20 protein-coding genes and 1 pseudogene are annotated in these 16075 nt (G+C 32.1%); 7 read left to right on the forward strand and 14 right to left on the reverse strand.

Annotated elements, in window-relative coordinates:
* The first annotated feature begins 408 nt into the window (after positions 1 to 408).
* Positions 409 to 1089 carry a TetR/AcrR family transcriptional regulator gene (locus tag RCG20_RS01070; RefSeq protein ID WP_308182397.1) on the forward strand — a complete coding sequence of 227 codons (681 nt, stop codon included), beginning with the start codon at positions 409 to 411 and terminating at the stop codon, positions 1087 to 1089.
* A 128-nt stretch (positions 1090 to 1217) separates the two neighbouring features.
* On the opposite strand, the gene RCG20_RS01075 is transcribed toward RCG20_RS01070, so the two are convergent.
* From RCG20_RS01075 to RCG20_RS01105, 7 genes are all read right to left on the reverse strand, one after another.
* Positions 1218 to 1382: a cold shock domain-containing protein gene (locus RCG20_RS01075; RefSeq protein WP_374120500.1), complete on the reverse strand. Its 165-nt coding sequence runs from the start codon at positions 1380 to 1382 to the stop codon at positions 1218 to 1220.
* A 589-nt stretch (positions 1383 to 1971) separates the two neighbouring features.
* Entirely contained in the window at positions 1972 to 2256 is a 285-nt protein-coding gene (locus tag RCG20_RS01080; protein WP_308182398.1) for a hypothetical protein, read from the reverse strand.
* Between the two features lie 533 nt (positions 2257 to 2789).
* Positions 2790 to 3605: a GNAT family N-acetyltransferase gene (locus tag RCG20_RS01085; RefSeq protein ID WP_308182399.1), complete on the reverse strand. Its 816-nt coding sequence runs from the start codon at positions 3603 to 3605 to the stop codon at positions 2790 to 2792.
* Between the two features lie 220 nt (positions 3606 to 3825).
* Positions 3826 to 4482: an HAD family hydrolase gene (locus tag RCG20_RS01090; protein ID WP_308182400.1), complete on the reverse strand. Its 657-nt coding sequence runs from the start codon at positions 4480 to 4482 to the stop codon at positions 3826 to 3828.
* A gap of 70 nt (positions 4483 to 4552) precedes the next feature.
* Positions 4553 to 4786, reverse strand: coding sequence for a YczI family protein (locus RCG20_RS01095; protein ID WP_308182401.1), 234 nt, complete (start codon positions 4784 to 4786; stop codon positions 4553 to 4555).
* Positions 4787 to 4934: 148 nt separating this feature from the next.
* A complete protein-coding gene (locus RCG20_RS01100) occupies positions 4935 to 5117 on the reverse strand; it encodes an LPXTG cell wall anchor domain-containing protein (protein WP_308182402.1) in 183 nt (60 codons plus the stop codon).
* 102 nt (positions 5118 to 5219) lie between these two features.
* On the reverse strand, positions 5220 to 5489 hold the full coding sequence (locus RCG20_RS01105; RefSeq protein ID WP_308182403.1) for a YesK family protein: 270 nt from the start codon (positions 5487 to 5489) through the stop codon (positions 5220 to 5222).
* Between the two features lie 206 nt (positions 5490 to 5695).
* Here RCG20_RS01105 and RCG20_RS01110 point away from each other — a divergent pair, with 206 nt between their 5' ends.
* Entirely contained in the window at positions 5696 to 5953 is a 258-nt protein-coding gene (locus RCG20_RS01110; RefSeq protein WP_308182404.1) for a hypothetical protein, read from the forward strand.
* Between the two features lie 171 nt (positions 5954 to 6124).
* On the opposite strand, the gene RCG20_RS01115 is transcribed toward RCG20_RS01110, so the two are convergent.
* Positions 6125 to 6295 carry a hypothetical protein gene (locus RCG20_RS01115; protein ID WP_308182405.1) on the reverse strand — a complete coding sequence of 57 codons (171 nt, stop codon included), beginning with the start codon at positions 6293 to 6295 and terminating at the stop codon, positions 6125 to 6127.
* A 228-nt stretch (positions 6296 to 6523) separates the two neighbouring features.
* Here RCG20_RS01115 and RCG20_RS01120 point away from each other — a divergent pair, with 228 nt between their 5' ends.
* A complete protein-coding gene (locus RCG20_RS01120; RefSeq protein ID WP_308182406.1) occupies positions 6524 to 7069 on the forward strand; it encodes a CBO0543 family protein in 546 nt (181 codons plus the stop codon).
* Positions 7070 to 7371: 302 nt separating this feature from the next.
* Here RCG20_RS01120 and RCG20_RS01125 read toward each other — a convergent pair whose 3' ends face one another.
* Positions 7372 to 8688 carry a DUF4179 domain-containing protein gene (locus tag RCG20_RS01125; protein WP_308182407.1) on the reverse strand — a complete coding sequence of 439 codons (1317 nt, stop codon included), beginning with the start codon at positions 8686 to 8688 and terminating at the stop codon, positions 7372 to 7374.
* Positions 8681 to 9220 carry a sigma-70 family RNA polymerase sigma factor gene (locus RCG20_RS01130; protein WP_308182408.1) on the reverse strand — a complete coding sequence of 180 codons (540 nt, stop codon included), beginning with the start codon at positions 9218 to 9220 and terminating at the stop codon, positions 8681 to 8683. Before RCG20_RS01130 ends, RCG20_RS01125 begins: the two co-directional genes overlap by 8 nt.
* 410 nt (positions 9221 to 9630) lie before the next feature.
* Between RCG20_RS01130 and RCG20_RS01135 the strand changes: the two genes are divergently transcribed.
* A complete protein-coding gene (locus RCG20_RS01135; protein WP_308182409.1) occupies positions 9631 to 10533 on the forward strand; it encodes an RCC1 domain-containing protein in 903 nt (300 codons plus the stop codon).
* 892 nt (positions 10534 to 11425) lie between these two features.
* Here the strand turns inward: RCG20_RS01135 and RCG20_RS01140 are convergent.
* Entirely contained in the window at positions 11426 to 11752 is a 327-nt protein-coding gene (locus RCG20_RS01140; RefSeq protein WP_308182410.1) for a hypothetical protein, read from the reverse strand.
* Between the two features lie 219 nt (positions 11753 to 11971).
* Here RCG20_RS01140 and RCG20_RS01145 point away from each other — a divergent pair, with 219 nt between their 5' ends.
* The 3 genes and pseudogenes from RCG20_RS01145 to RCG20_RS01155 all read left to right on the forward strand — a co-directional run.
* On the forward strand, positions 11972 to 12931 hold the full coding sequence (locus tag RCG20_RS01145; protein ID WP_308182411.1) for an ABC transporter permease subunit: 960 nt from the start codon (positions 11972 to 11974) through the stop codon (positions 12929 to 12931).
* Positions 12924 to 13823 carry a hypothetical protein gene (locus RCG20_RS01150; protein ID WP_308182412.1) on the forward strand — a complete coding sequence of 300 codons (900 nt, stop codon included), beginning with the start codon at positions 12924 to 12926 and terminating at the stop codon, positions 13821 to 13823. The genes RCG20_RS01145 and RCG20_RS01150 overlap by 8 nt, the downstream gene beginning before the upstream one ends.
* A 5-nt stretch (positions 13824 to 13828) precedes the next feature.
* Positions 13829 to 13933 (forward strand): annotated as a pseudogene (locus RCG20_RS01155) (IS1595 family transposase); the annotation flags it as partial.
* Positions 13934 to 13986: 53 nt separating this feature from the next.
* On the opposite strand, the gene RCG20_RS01160 reads toward RCG20_RS01155, so the two are convergent.
* The 3 genes from RCG20_RS01160 to RCG20_RS01170 form a co-directional block, all read right to left on the reverse strand.
* Complete coding sequence (locus RCG20_RS01160; RefSeq protein WP_308182413.1) at positions 13987 to 14199, reverse strand: DUF3951 domain-containing protein; 213 nt, start codon at positions 14197 to 14199, stop codon at positions 13987 to 13989.
* Between the two features lie 227 nt (positions 14200 to 14426).
* The gene (locus tag RCG20_RS01165; protein WP_308182414.1) at positions 14427 to 15302 is read right to left on the reverse strand and encodes an alpha/beta fold hydrolase; all 876 of its coding nucleotides are present in this window, start codon (positions 15300 to 15302) and stop codon (positions 14427 to 14429) included.
* 173 nt (positions 15303 to 15475) lie between these two features.
* A complete protein-coding gene (locus tag RCG20_RS01170; RefSeq protein ID WP_308182415.1) occupies positions 15476 to 16012 on the reverse strand; it encodes a GNAT family N-acetyltransferase in 537 nt (178 codons plus the stop codon).
* Between the last annotated feature and the right edge of the window lie 63 nt (positions 16013 to 16075).

A 16075-nucleotide genomic window follows, 5' to 3' on the forward strand; every position in this document is an offset into this window, starting at 1 on the left:
ACATAAAATAAAAATTCATAGCACAACGAACCTCCGTTGTATTCAAGTTTCTAGATGTTCGAATTGGTTACATCAAAAAAGCCTTATAATACAATGAAAACATTGTGTTATAGGGCTCATTTAGCTAAAATTAATTATGATAAAGCCAGGCTAAAGGTCAGTATGTTGACTTTATCACTCCCTCTTAACCAAGGGTTATTTATTTAATATCATAAGATCAATGTAACAATTATTCGGTTTTTAGCTCTAATTTTCCAATTCTAGCTGGTTCGAATATTTTTTCATACATCCTGCTCACTCCTTTTTAATCTAAAATAAAACAAGAACATGTTTTAGAATGCGCTTTAATACACGCTCTGACTTTTATTTGTTTTGTGAATCAATTGTCAATCTTATGATTTTTAAAAAGTGTGGTATAATAAAAAACAAAATAAAAAAGGAGTGATAACAATTTACTCTAAGTCAATTCTAACCAAACAACAAATTAAGTCTAATGCAACACGAGAGAAGCTTTTAAAAGCTGTAGATAAATTAATGAAACAGTATACATATGATTCTATTACTGTTAGAAGTATATGTGATATGGCAAATGTATCTATTGGTTCTTTTTATCATCAATTCCAGACAAAAGAGAATTTTCTTTCAATATATCTTGCAGAGGATTATTTAGAATTCTTAAAGGAATATTTTACAAAAGAAAAGAATTTGGACGAATATGATCCTATTGAGAAAATAATAGAAATTTTTAAATCTTGTGCAGTACATTGCTTTAAAAAAGGTCATGAGTTTGTGTCGAGTTTTCAGTCAGTAAAAAATAAGGGATTGCTACCTTCACCTAAGGAAAACTATATGAATACAGCAGTGTTTTCTCCATTTTTTCATCAATCCGTGGAAATTTTAAATCAATGTAAGCAACAGAATTTACTAATTGAAGATGTAGATGTCACAAAAATAGCCTATGATTTATGCATACTATGTCATGGTTTTTTGTATAATTGGTGTGTTTCTGAAGGTGAATTAGATTTTGAGGGGTTAATTGATAGAGTTTTTAGAGCTTATTTAAGTAGTTTGCTAAACAAGCCCCATTAATTTAAAGGAAGAGAATTCGTCTTGCCATAATATTATCATTTAATTGATACACTCCTTTTAAAATTTCTGAACCACCTCCATATTTATAAGCCATTAATACCTGGGTTTTCAACTAAGTCGAACAATACCTATTGCCCTTGTTTAAGGTATCGAAAATCATTTGGAAACCTTACTTTATCAGGTATAATTGGGCTAAAATGTACAAAGACATGATTTCCATCTTCTCTGTCAAGCATAATACGTCCATATCCTTTTTCTTCCTTAAACCATTTTACTATTCCTTCCCGTTTCAAATTTGTTCTCCCTCCTTCTTATATTATTCTTCAACAAACTGTAGGCAAATTTTATTAACGACTGACACCCCTATAAAATCCTCGAAATTTAAACAGCAAAATTCACCACCCTTTCAGTTCAATTTGTAGCTTTTTCATTATAGGATCTCTTAATTGGATTTATAATTTAGGAACCCTTTAGTTTAAGAGCATTACTTCACAATTTTGTACGCTTTAAATTCCAGTAACTAATTTCTCTCTAGAAAAAAACCTAAATGGTCCTATTCATCTCTTGAATAATCCTTTGAAAATTTTTTTACAATTGTTTTATTTATATTATTTAGTAAATACAATCCTCTAAGAATACTGCCTACAATAATCAAAAACAGCAATAACACCAGCGATTTGTGGAGTACCTATCATAAGTAAACAGAACCCTAATATTGCACTTAAAACAATAGATAAAAACAAATACATATTTATCCTCTACCTTCCCAAAAAATATATTACTTACTATTCCTCCTGAATTACCAAAACTCCTTCCTCCACTATCCTGTCCGTTACATCAATAAGGAAAATGCGTCTCCACTTATTGTAGAAACGCACCCTTTCAGCTTAATAAGTTTCCCAAAAATATAATGAAAGCCAAAAATGCTGATAATCCCAATGTAATAATTATGGTAGTCACGCTCCTTGCCATCGCCTTCCAATCTCGAATACCCGAAAAACCTAATATACCTAAAAATAAGGTTATCAATGTAATATATAAGACCAGGTTTAACGGGTGAATACCCATAATGAAATAATCAATTGGACCTGAAAAAGAAACCATAACAAATAATAAAATACAAATTATTGAAGAGATAAATGACCAAATGTTCATCTTTTTCTTCATTTGAGAACTCCTTTTTCTTTCATTTTAAATTGTAGTTTCTTTTCCTATAATTACTATATTATTACATTTTTGGATAATTAAATATATACTTTTATTAGCTATGCTTGTTTATCAGATAGGTAAGGGTTTGCAGTTATCACTCCCATTTCCCCCCGTTCACATCGTACATAAGACTTTCACATCATACGAACCCAATTCGAATTAATCATCAATACTTTAGATATTTTAGTAGCTTCCGTTCCGTGTCTCAATTCTTCCGTTTCAATAAGTCGGTACCTCCCTTGGGAGGTGAACCTCTATTAATCTCACAAGAACTTTATTTCCATGGTAGATTAGGTGAAAATTTTCTTTGCACTTGTTATGCAGCAATTTCGCCCTTAAATGTACAAAGAGCGCTATCCTTAAAGGAAAGCGCCTGATTGCTGAAGATGGGTTTTCAATTTATTAATTGCACATTATTTTCCGGATCAGACATAAAAAAGCAAACAGAAAACTGCCGACTTAATCAATTCCTATTCAACTAAAGCACCCGTTCAATAAGAATGACAAGTAATATGTGTATTGGACAAAGTAAAATTGACAATGGAAAGTTCCATAATTGTTTGATACCCCAAGCCTTCATATACGGAAACAGCAGGCAAGTTGTCTGCCAATACGCCCAGATAGACATCTGGTGAAAGTTTTTTACCGAGGTGTGTCAATTCACTTGTTATGAGCTTAGCTAATCCTCTTCTTCTGTAATCTAACTTGGTAACGATGTTCCCAAGTTCTACAAGCTGAGAGTCATAAAAATGGTAGCCGCCCACAGCTATGAAATCTTTCCCTTCCTTAATTCCAAGAAAAGGACAATTCTCTAACTCACTCCTAGTAAAAAACCTCATTTCACCTCTATGTAGAAAATCAATCACCTCGGAATATTCATTTTCACAAATTTTTTCTGCAATGTGTGATTCAAGGAGTTTCGATTCATCTTGATGTTTCATAGTTAAAAAACGCTGAGGAATCCCTTTGATGAGACCGAAGGTTTGAAAAAGTTCAAGGTCCCGTTGACAGAGTATCGTGCCACAAACAGCATTTTCGTCAAGTTTGATAGTTTCTCTTGTAAAATCAATTAGTTCTGGAAAAAAGATGTCCTGCTCTTCAACTCGGAAGAAAGAAAAGGCTGGGAAGGAAAGTTCACTGAGATAAGCTAATACGGCAGTAAGTTGGTTATTAACAAATTGACAAATATATTGAGCCTTCTCCTTACGTTGAGTTAAATAACTATAAAAAAGTAAATTCTGATCTGCATTAATGTGGGGTAATAATTCAAAAATTGTATCGTGAGTAAGCAATCGATGAGAAAACATTTTAGACACCTCTCAATCTATATATTTCCATTTTAATGAATACGGTGAATGGAATAAAGGGAAATTTCATGCAAATATTTTAATTTTCTTATTGAAATTGCCCATTCAAAAAGAAAAAGCTGTCAAAAATAGCAGTTGAATCTCCAACTCTTGTACCTGTTAGCTTAATATCATTTCTTAAATTCATATTGTGAAGTAAAACAACTTCTGATTACGTTTATTATGTAAAATAACTTAATAATCTATCAAAAGAATTGATCTCGGCATATGGTTTTATTTCGGTATCATTCTTGATCATATGAGGATTGAACCATATGCCCTTTATATTTGCATTTTGACAACCGCCAATATCCTTTTCTATGTCATCTCCAACGAATAATGCAGCTTCCGGTTGCACATTAAGCTTATTTAATGCTAATTCAAATATGCGTTTGTCAGGTTTACTAAATCCCACTTCTTCAGAAATAATTATTATATCAAAACAACTATTTAATTTAGTGTTAATTATTTTAGCTTTTTGTCTCTGAGTTGAGCCGTTTGTAATAATTGCAATTTTAGCTTGCACCTTTATAGTATTTACGATATTTATAGTATTTTGGTTTATAGAAAAACAATGGGGAAAATTATTATTCCAAAAATCTTGAATGTAATTGTGTGGTAATCTATATTTTGGTGGAAATTCATCAAAAAATGATTCCAAAACTTTTGTTTTATCACTATAGCCATAGCCTCTTTTATCATACTCTTTAAATTTTCGCAACATTTCGTTTTTTAATGAATGTTTAACATCCTCATAACACTTTTCTAAAATAATTAAAAACATTTTATCTACTGCCTTATCCCTATTAAGTAAGGTATCATCTAAATCAAATAGCATTGCATTATAACCCTTCAAATAACTTCACTGCCTTTCTCACAGTATATAAATAATCCCTAGCACGCACCCGTTAATTCAATAAAAAGCCTTGAATTGCTACAAATAATGAAAATAAGAAAACTACAACAAATAGCCAACCATACGCTGTTCGCTTTTTTCGAAATTCATCTAATCCCATTATCAACATCATTAACCCTAAGAAAAATATCATATAGGGTTGAAGTTCAAAATTTTTCGTAATGAGTCCATATGAAGCAAATAAAATAACTACTACTGATAAAGTATAACGTAAAATTTTTAACAAAAATCCACCCCCTTTACTATTAAATGATCCTGCCTCATTACTTGAATAAGAAAAAGGATTACCTTTTTTAAAGAAAGCACTCCGTTTGTTTAAGCACATTTCTTCACAAAATACGCATTACTGCTGCGTCCAAAACTTAACAAACAATTTAATTATGCGAGTTATTTTCCTTGTTCTTTTTCCTAAGCGAAAACCCAGCAGCTAATAAAGATATTATTGCTAAACCAACTCCAATAAGCATTGAATTATCAAGAATATCTTTAAGTGCCATACCCCCTGCAATAGATGCATTAGATAAGAATAAAAATGAAACAGTATATTTATTCTTCAAAGTCCTCACCATCCCTCTAATAAATATTACCTGATCTAGTTGAAAAAGAACTTAGTAATTTCTTGTTATAGAATAATAGAATACTAAGTTGATTAATTCTTCTTACCGTGCACAATATATCCTCTTTCCAATAACAAAAGATATAATGGAAAAAATGAATAAAAGAAGACTAACTATGCCATAGGCTCCACCTTCGAATCCTCTAATTTTAACAAAACCAATGTAAAAGAGGATAACAGCAACTATAATCGCTATGATTCCAGGCAACATCCTTACGCATAAGGAAAACCCTTTTTTACTGAACCACCAGGTAACCGTCAATATAATAATCCCTGGTATAAGAGCTATCAGAAAAGACCCTAAAAACATCATTTAATACACCCCTTAAACCATATTAACATTATATTCCATTTTATTGAATGCTGTTTTTCCATTGTTTAACTAACCTGAACCGTTTGTTCAATAAGAAAGGAGAATCGGCGAGCGAATACAAAGACCAGTTAATGAACCCTCCTCTGAATATTCATAGAATGATCTGTAAATAAATGTTAAAATTATTAATGTTAGGAGGTAATAAAATGAGAAAAATTGCTTCACAATTATCAATTGTTGTTTTATTGTTTGGAATATTTTCCGTGTCATTAGTAAGATATTACGATTTCTTTAAAGATCATTATGTTGGAGTTGTTATTTCCTCTATTATTATTGCATTTGTTTTAGCTTTAATATCTGAAAAAGGTTTTTGGAGAAAGGCTGCATTATGGTTAATTGTTATTGCTGTTTTACTTATTTTCTTCTTTTTTATTTTAATGGGTGTTCTATGGAACAAACCTTAACTTTTTAACTGATTTCCCCTGTGGAGGTCGGTTTTTTCATAACTTTGTGAAGGACTGTACTTAAACTAAACTCCCGTTACTTGAATAAGAAAGTACCACAAAATAGCAGCCAGATCTTCAATTCTTGCCCCCGTTTGTTTAATAAGAGTTTAGGTAAACTACCTTTGATTTTTAAAACCTTTTTTTCCAGTCAGCATAAAAATCTTGAATAGTCGAATGTATTGAATTTAGGGTTATTAAAATTAAGTACAACATCATAACCGTAGCTATTTCCCCAGTAATAAAAGCAATAATAGCAATACCAAATATCCAAAAATAAAACATACGTTTATTCATATTCATTTAAAAATCCCCTCCATCCCCTTTTTTATATCCAAATTTTAACATAAATTTCTTTATTTGGACTTCATCTTTTATGTCTTTATCTTATCTAATTGGTAAATAACTTCTTTTAACACAAATCTTCTTTATTTTCGTATTGTTCACTATGCATTAATTAAGTTCCAATGTTTAAATCCATTAATTTATGAAAAGATATAATGATGAAAAAATAAGCTTGGAGGTATTTTTTTGAAATCAAACGCAGGGATGGAAAAATCATTTTGGGATTATCATCATGCCTTCGAATATAGGATGTCAGCATGGAAAGATGAAGTTTTATTTACATGGCAATGGTGGTTTGGTATTATCCTTACAATCATGCCGTGGATTATTTGGTACTTTTTCAGAAAAAAAGAAAGTACAGATAGATTAATATATGCAGGTATTTTTGTTGGTCTTACCTCATTAACATTAGACAATGTAGGATTTCAGCTTGCCGCTTGGACATATTTTAAACCAGTTACACCTATTATACCTGCTTACATGCCATTTGATTTTGCTCTTATTCCTGTGGCAGTTATGTTCCTAATACAATATTTTCACAAAAGAAATCCTTGGATTATCGGATTAATATTTGGAATAGTAACAGCATTTGTCGGTGAACCATTTTTTAAATGGATCCAAATTTACATTCCATTAAATTGGAAATTCGGTTATTCAGTCCCTTTTTATACTTTGATTTACTTACTGGCTCACAAATTAGCCTTAAGGAAAAAGTTTAAAGAATTGAGTTAATAAGGCGTCATATTGATGCCTTTTTTCGATCCATTTGCTTCGCTATATTGGTCTATTCTGCCTTAATAATCCTGATTATCTTATGTAACTTTATTTCCTTGTTAGGTCTTTAAAGCATCTTCAACAATAAGCCAAAATACAAAATAGACGCTGATCCTTTTCAAGGGAAAGCGCCTGTTTGTTCAATAAGAACTTTATTAAAAAGTGCATTAATCCTTTAAAGATTGACACACTTGTTGGTTAGAGATCTTTTATTTACATGCATTTACTCTTTTGGTATTACGTAGTTAAAAATGTTTTTATTATTCTATATTTATCTCTAATTTAAGATCCTTTAATTTTGTATATTTATTTTTTGGTGCACTTATAGTTAATTCTTTGATTGGCTGTGATGTTTTAAACTTTGCTATGTATCCATCTTTGTTTTTTAATAAGCGGTCATAGCTATGACTTTCTTTTCCAGTTGCTTTATCCAGAAGACTCAAAATGCCCACGTTCTCATAAGGTCCTTTAATGGAGTAGTATAACCAAATTTCGTCCTGATACTGTTCCACCTTGGTAATTCTAATCCCGCTATATTGGTCTTGTTGCAAATATATAGGTAGTTTTTGATTAAGAGCTGCTTTAACAGTTCCACTGCTATGTTGCAGTAGGAATGGCTGTATTGTAATTGATTGGGGTAACTTACCGATAGGTTCAAAATATTCGTTATAATTAGTTATGAAGAAACCGTTATCCATTCTCTCTCCTGAAGTACCAGCAGATTGTATATTCTCAATTTGGTTACCATGGTTATCTCTGATTTCAAATACGTACCGTTTTGAAAAGTCTTTTTGTTCTGGTCCACTTAAACTAATTTTAAGATTAGTAGTACTTGGTGTAAAGGTAACCTGTTTTACAATTAAAGTCTGATTTCCACTACTAACAGAACCGTTTGGGCTAATTTTCTTGTGTAAACCTTCTATTTTTTTGATTGGAACGGTAAAAATCCACTTACCCTTTATACCTCCAATAGATAGTATTTCGTAGTTTAAATCAAAATGATCAGGAAGCTCCGCTGTCAAATGGCATTCATAAAGGAATTTATTCTCCTTTTCAGTCGGCATTACACTCCCCGAATAGTGGATAAATTGCTGGCCATTGATCATTAACTTTTCAAAAGGAAATGGGCTTTCAATCTTTTGTTTACTATTCGTTTCATACGAATAGATAACTGCAATCCTGGTTCCATCATACATAATCTCATGCAGAGTAATGGAGATTCCCTTGTCTTTAACTGTTTGATTCACTTGCTGAAATTTCCCCTGTTCAAGCAATTTTTGGATTCCAATATCACCAATTACTGTTTTAACAGATTCTGGCTCAGATTTTTTCACAGTGGATTGTGCATGCTTTTCTGGTACAACTCCCGCAAATTTATCGAAACTAAACAAGAGCAGGATAAAAATTAAAGGAGCTAGAACCATCGCTACAGCTGGCCCCCATTTTAAATTTACTTTTGAGTTTGAAGGTTTAGTGTGCAGCCTATTGAAAACCTTTTTTTTATCCGTTTCAGAAAAAATTAACTCCTTTCCATAGATTTCAATAAATGACTTTCGTAGAGATACTTTTCTATTCATTGAAAAAATCCCCCTTTATTGCTGGCAATAATTTAAGCTTTGCCCGCCTAATTCTGGTTTTTATCGTCTCTGCAGATAGTGATAACACATCAGCAATTTCCTTGATATCTAATTGATGTATATACCTTAATATTAAAACTTCCCGATACTTTTTACTCAGTTCCATAATTTTGGTTATTACTTCTTCATTTTCTACTTTTTTTATAGTGATTGTTTCAGGTGTTAGCTTTGTTTCAGCATCCCTTGTAAATCCAACTAGCAGAATTTTTTTAAAATAATTTGATTTTATATAGTCTTTACATTGATTAATTGTTATTCGATAAAGCCATGTTTTCAAAGTAGACCTTCCTTGAAAAGTATTCAAATGGAGAAAGCATTTTATAAATACATTTTGGACGATGTCCTTTGAGGCTTCTATATCTTTAACATACGAGAATGCTAAAATAGAAAGTTCTGTACCAAACAAGTTCATAATTTCTTCTAAAGAATAGTTTGATTCAACACTATATTCTATTTGTTGATAATTCTCCAAAGTATCCCCTCCTTTTTCTAATGATTAGACGAGCAGTTTGTCAGGTACGGTTCAAAAGTGATAAAAGAAAAATAGTAAAAAACTGCCTAATTTGACAGCTACAATAGGCAATTTGTTTTGTTTTCATTATTTTTCAATATACTAAATGCCTTGTATATAACTTCATTAACAAAGAGTATATGAGTCTATTATAAATCTCTTCCAAGTCTCCAAAAATGATTTAAGAAAAATGGGGCATTTTTCCCATTTCGTTTTTTTAGAATGAAAATGACAATCCCCAAAAGAAAATACAATAACATTTTGACAAATACTGAATTAATTTTTAACATAAATATTGCTATAGAGAATCTCCTTAATGTAAAAATAGAATTTCACTTCAAACTGATATACTTTTTAGTGAGGTGAGGAAAATGAATAATGAAATTCGGAATCCTTATGAAAAAAATCTGAAACAAAAACGGCGGCCTAAAGATACCATAGCCACGGGTCGTCGTCATACCGTTGGGCTTAAATCGGACGGCACGGTGACGGCTGTGGGTGATAATAAATATGGCCAATGTAATGTAAGCGGTTGGCTCGATATTGTTGCGGTCGCGGCTGGTAATGTTCATATGGCGACGAACACGGGTAATGCTCATACAATCGGTCTTAAATCTGACGGTACTTTGGCAGCTGTTGGTTGGAATAAGCATCACCAATGCGATGTAAACGAATGGCGCGATATTGTAGCGGTTGCGGCGGGTTGGTGTCGTACCATTGGGCTTAAATCGGATGGTTCGGTGGTAGCTGTGGGCCGAAATAATGAAGGTGAATGCAATGTAAGCGACTGGCATAATATTGTTGCGGTCGCGGCGGGTGACTGGCATACCATTGGTCTTAAATTGGACGGCACGGTGACTGCTGTGGGTAATAATAGGTATCGCCAATGCAGTGTAAGCGACTGGCGCGGGATAGTGGCGGTTGCGGCGGGTTATCTACATACTGTTGGGCTTAAATCGGATGGCACGGTAGTTGCTGTGGGTCAAAATAAGGTAGGCCAATGCGATGTGAGTGGCTGGCGCGGTATTGTGGCAATAGCGGTGGGTAGTAGTCATACCATCGGCCTTAAATCGGACGGCACTGTGGCGGCTGTGGGCTGGAATGTGTATGGTCAATGCAATGTAAGTGACTGGTGCGATATTGTAGCAGTTGCGGCGGGTTGCGCTCATACCATTGGCCTTAAATCGGACGGCACGGTGATTGCTGTGGGTGATAATGAATTTGGTCAATGCGATGTAAGCGGCTGGCGCGGTATCCAACTACCCGGCAATTAGTTTTTGATGTGTCAAGCAACATATTGGCCAGTTTGCGGAAGACTGATCTTATTGAAAATATACTCTTCATCATTGAACACTTGCAGGATACCCTTTACCTTCTTACGTAAAGTACTTCCAATCTACTTTTTTTACTGATATTTGATCACGTAAATCATCATATTTTCTACATCCTTGTAATAAAAAATAGATTAAAATTAAAAAAATTTGTTTTTTGATTTTAATCACGTCCTTAATTATTTAAGTGCTGCAACTCCTACAATAAATTCAATACAAAGAGCGTTAATCCTTCTTGGATTAAGCCCCTTGTAGTTAAATAATAGAAAAAACCTTGTCTAATAAAATGATTCAGTTCTTGTTCAAAGAATAATGAATCCCGTTGATCAAGAAGTTTGTTTTTTACATCCTTTATGATTTAGATCCGCCAAAGGATCCCTTTCTAGAACTCAAGCCCCGGATATCAACAAGAATGAACTAGAAAACGATCACCCTTCAACCATTGCAGAATCGTCATAGCTTGACGAAACATATAATAATTTTTGTCCATTAAGAACGATATATTCTCTGGTTAGATTCAAAATCCTCCGGTTTATATCAAAAAACGATAATCGTAAATTAATTGCTATGTTATTTCACAAATACTTTTAACAATCCACGAAGGTAAGCGTAATTTTCTAAAAAGGGTTATATAAGTATGAAATGAAGTGTACATATTCTAACGGACAGGTTAGAGTAACAAGAAGAAAAAGCACAGTCGGACATTAACTGTACTTTTTCTTCTAGCCTTAAAATTAATAGAAACCTATCGTAATTTTTTAAGGAGTTTTACATATTCACCATTCTCATCTTCACCTGTAAAAATAACATGGGTAAATCCTTTCTTTTCATATACTTAGTTTAAGAAGTAACTTCGGTAATATATGAAGGTAAAAACAATGGAGAAAAAGGTATAGACCAATGCAGTAAAGAAAACAATATTCGGAGAAAATTTATAGTCGTCTCCTTTTAATTTAAAATTGGCTGTTTGTGCTTGAATCATTCCATCAGAAAGGCGAGAAGTTAATCCTCCTTTAGATGAAAAGAACCAAATAATAGTACTGAGAACCAAGCCAACAACAAATGAACAATCAATGAATCTCGTATTAGTAATACTTGCGATTACATAATTGAGCCCTAATAAAACGAACAAAGTTAGGACAATGCTAATCAAACGCTTCATATTTCCCTTTACCTCCCCAATATTTAAATCTGCATATTCAAATAATACCATAAAATGGTTATTAGGCATTTATTTATTACATACTATTCCTCTTCGCCTAATGAAAAATATCAAACATTAAAAGGAAAAACTAGCATTATTATAAACTAAAAAAATCAAGATTCGGAACTATTTTACAATTAATTCCGAAGACGGTGATATAATTTAATAGGAACATGAATGATATTTACATATTTTACACTTTGGAATGATTCAATGGAAAGTGGGGTTATGATGAGAAAAGGGTTATTAAAACGGTTATCTACTAACATATTTAAGGTATTGATTAAAACATTTTTACTCCTATTAAGTGCGAGCAGTATAGCTTCTCTTCGCTCGTTAGTTTATTTTATGGATAATGGAAGTTATACTTCACAAGGTTTTGGATTTTATCCGATTCAGTTTGGTAAGACAGTTATTACTACATTTTCCCATTTATTCTCTTTTTATGATTCCAAAATTGTTTACTTGAATAAACAATATGACGTATTTCCCTATATTATAGATTCATATTTCTACACGATGGTGGTTTTATTTTCCGCCTTACTTATCACAATCCTTATGTCGTTCTTTTTTTCATATGTATTCTTTTTCTTTTCTAAATATTTTCAAAGGGCTTTCAAAGGGCTTTTATTAGTGTTGGATTCTATACCTGATATCATCATCATTCTTGTCAGCCAATTATTCGTCATCCGCCTATATCAACTAACAGGCTTTAAAATGTTCCAACTATATGGAATTGGAAGTAAAGTTTATCTTCTTCCAATCATCTGCTTAAGCTTTGTTCCAATTGTGATGGTCATCAAAATCATGATAAAGATTTTCGAAGAAGAAATCGAGGAACAATATGTGGAGTTTGCTTTTGCTAAAGGGTTATCCCGATCGAATGTGTTAGTAAAACATGTTATTCGAAATGTTATCAAATCCTTATATAGCCATATCGGCTTGATCTATTGGTATATGTTATCATCATTATTTATTATTGAATACCTCTTTCAAATGCAAGGATTTACACTTCTTTTATATAGATCTAGTGATAACAGTTTATCATCCATCGCAATTATAATGATATTAATTCCATTTGGGTTAATGAAAGCTACTTCTTTCAAAGCATATGAAAGGAGAGTATTTAATGACTAGGAAAAAACAGTCTAAATTGATTTTATATGTCATTTTCGTTTTTTTACTTCTTTTATTAATAGCTAGTTTTGTATTTGAATTTGGAATAAATAAAACAATTGAACCTGAAAGGTTAATTTACACTGCGGAAGGTAAGATTGTAAAACCGCCATTTCCATCATCTCTTAAGCATCCATTAGGAACAGACAAAAATGGAAATGACCTATTAACAAAATTAGTAATAGGTTTTAAATATACATTCCTCATTTCAATTGGCGTCACTTTTCTCAGAATGTTGATCGGGACTGTTTTTAGTTTTTTAATTTTATTTTTTTTAAAGCCTATAAAGCCTTATATTGAATCATTTTTAACTCCTTTTCTGTATGTTCCAGCCTTTCTGCTATTTATGTTATTAGCAAGAGAAGAGGAAATAATCATTATGACTCACGGAGAATTCTTTCTGATATTTTATCAGATGCTTGTTATAGTTTTAATCGGAGCCCCACCTTTAATGTCACTTTTAATGAAGGAATTCGAGCAATTATTAAACAAGGACTATGTTATAGTGTCACGATTATTAGGGGCAAGTAAATTTCATATTGCAATAAGACAAATACTCCCTGTTTTCAAAATGCGGTTTTATATTGTTTTTATACAGCAGACAATTACTACCATCATTTTATTAACTCATCTTGGTGTCTTTCAAATTTTCATTGGAGGAAAAGCGAGGGGAGGAATTATCGGCGATGACAATAAGTTCCTATCAAAATCTAGTGAATGGGGTGGTATGATCGGTCAGAGTATATTTGATATGGTCCATTTTCCGTGGCTATTATTATATCCTGCAGCAGCTGTGGTAGGTTTAATACTGTTGTTAAATATTATTATTAAGCAAGTAGATAATATTGAATAGCCAATTTCCATTGGAGACATAAGATATTGAACGCATTATGCTCGTTTGATTTCAACCAACTTCAAGGTATCAATGAAAGTGATGAAACCTTCGAATTTCAGCGTGTCAAAAATCACATAACACCACAGTTGAAATGCTTAGAAGAGCATAATAATAGACCGCATTAAACGGTCTTGTTAGTATTTTCTCTCTCCTCGTATTCAATTTGATGTTTTGTATCCTGTACCGGACTATCTTGCTTACTATCGACTTTAATACCCGAAGTAATGTCATCAAATGGTGTATATCTATTAGAAGGTTTTGATTGCCTTTTTATCATTCGGTAAAAAACAATACCAATTATTGAAATAACGAATAAAGCAAAAACATATTCCATAAATACAATCACTCCTTATATGATTTGTTTGTTACTTTATTCTATAATAATCCATAATTTACCTTTGTTGAAAAACAACAAACATTACGAAAACAGCCTTTTAAAAGAAAATGTTCTATCCTCACTGAAAACGTAAATATCCAAGAATAATTTGCCCAAAGAAAAGGCGATACCCTTTGTTTAAGTATCGCCCCCTGTTAGCTCAATATCATTTTTTGTTCTTAAAGTTATTCTAAAAAAGCAGATAATTTTTCAATAAAATTATCTGTCTCCTCTAAATAAGGAAAATGAGCACTCTTGTTAAATAAAATAAGCTTACTATTTATTAGGTTTCTATGAATTAGGTTAGAAATCGCTAATCCTGAATTTCTATCCTGTGCTCCTGTAATTATTAATATAGATTGATGTATATCCTTTAGACGTTCGAATAAAGGTATTTTGGGAGGATTATTTTGTAATGCCTTTAGCATTAGCCCTGTATTAACCAAACCACTTTCTTCAGTTAAGCGGCGATATTCTTTTGCAATATTTTGATTCTCAAAAAATAAACGATCTACTGATTCTGAATCAACAGATTTCCATATTTCCAAGTATTTCTCCTCAATAGAATTTTGTTGGCTAAGGATTTGTTCCACTTTATGGACTAAAGTAGTATCACCAATTGACATAAAACCTACTAATTGTATTAAGTATTGAATTTTTAACCCTATTAAGCTAGGGCTTGATAGTATAATTTTATTGATTTTATTTGGAAGAGCGTGGGCAATTTCAAGTGCTAATTCTCCACCAAATGAATATCCAAGCAAATCTACTTTATCAAAACCAGTCCTTTCTTGTAATTCCTTAAAATCACCTATCAACTCTTTAAAAGTATATGCATTATCGGTACCCGGGCTACCACTTCTTCCGCAGCCGCGTTGTTCATAATAAATAATTGTTCTTTCTTTAGAGAGTAAAGGACCAATTGTTCTTTCAAAAAAGTATAAATTTCCTCCTGGACCCCCGTGAATAATAAATAAAGGTATCGTATTATTTTCTTGTCCCTCAACCTTTATCCAATGGTAGATACCATTTATCATCAATCTATATTCTCCATTTTTCACTTTCAAAAAATCACCTAATTTTATATCTGAATAAGGATAATAATATATATCCGCCATTTTATTAACATATCATTTTTAAACTATTCCGAATCTTTAGTTTGTGAAGAAAAAAAGCCACCAAAATGTGCAGCTGGCTCTTCAACTATTGCTACCCGATAGTTCAACAAGAAACACTAAAAATTTCTTGTTTCTAACCATTCATTTTCTAAAATACTCATTTCCCACAAGTTCCAATATTCATCATCATTTTTTCTTGAGTCCCTTAGTAATCCCTCTTTGATAAAACCCACCTTTTCATAACAAGCTATTGCAGATACATTGAAATCAAACACTCCAAGACTAACTCTATGTAAATTAAGTTCATCAAATGCCACTTTGAGGATTTCTTTCATCAAGAGTTTACCTATTCCTTTACCTCTGACATTTTTATCACTAACTAATACTTTTCCTACTCGTGCAGATTTGTTTATTCTATCAATTTTCCCCAAAGAAATATGACCAATTACATCTCCAGTTTCATTACTTATTACTTTATAAACCAAAGTAACAGAGTTATCATTATTGGCATTCTCAATGTATTTTTCTAACTGATTTTCAGTTAAGGGATATGAGAAAGCAGGTCCTCCCCATTGAAGTAAAAACTGAGGTGTATCAATCCAATCAATAAGCTGTTTGAAATCTGTACGTTCAAAATATTTTAGTTTGACCATTAGAACTTCTCCTTTACTTTGTTTTTTCTAATCCCATTATATATTCTTGTTCAACTGCTTCGT

The sequence above is a fragment of the Neobacillus sp. PS3-40 genome (assembly GCF_030915485.1).
In the GTDB taxonomy this organism is placed as follows: Bacteria; Bacillota; Bacilli; order Bacillales; family Cytobacillaceae; genus JAUZPL01.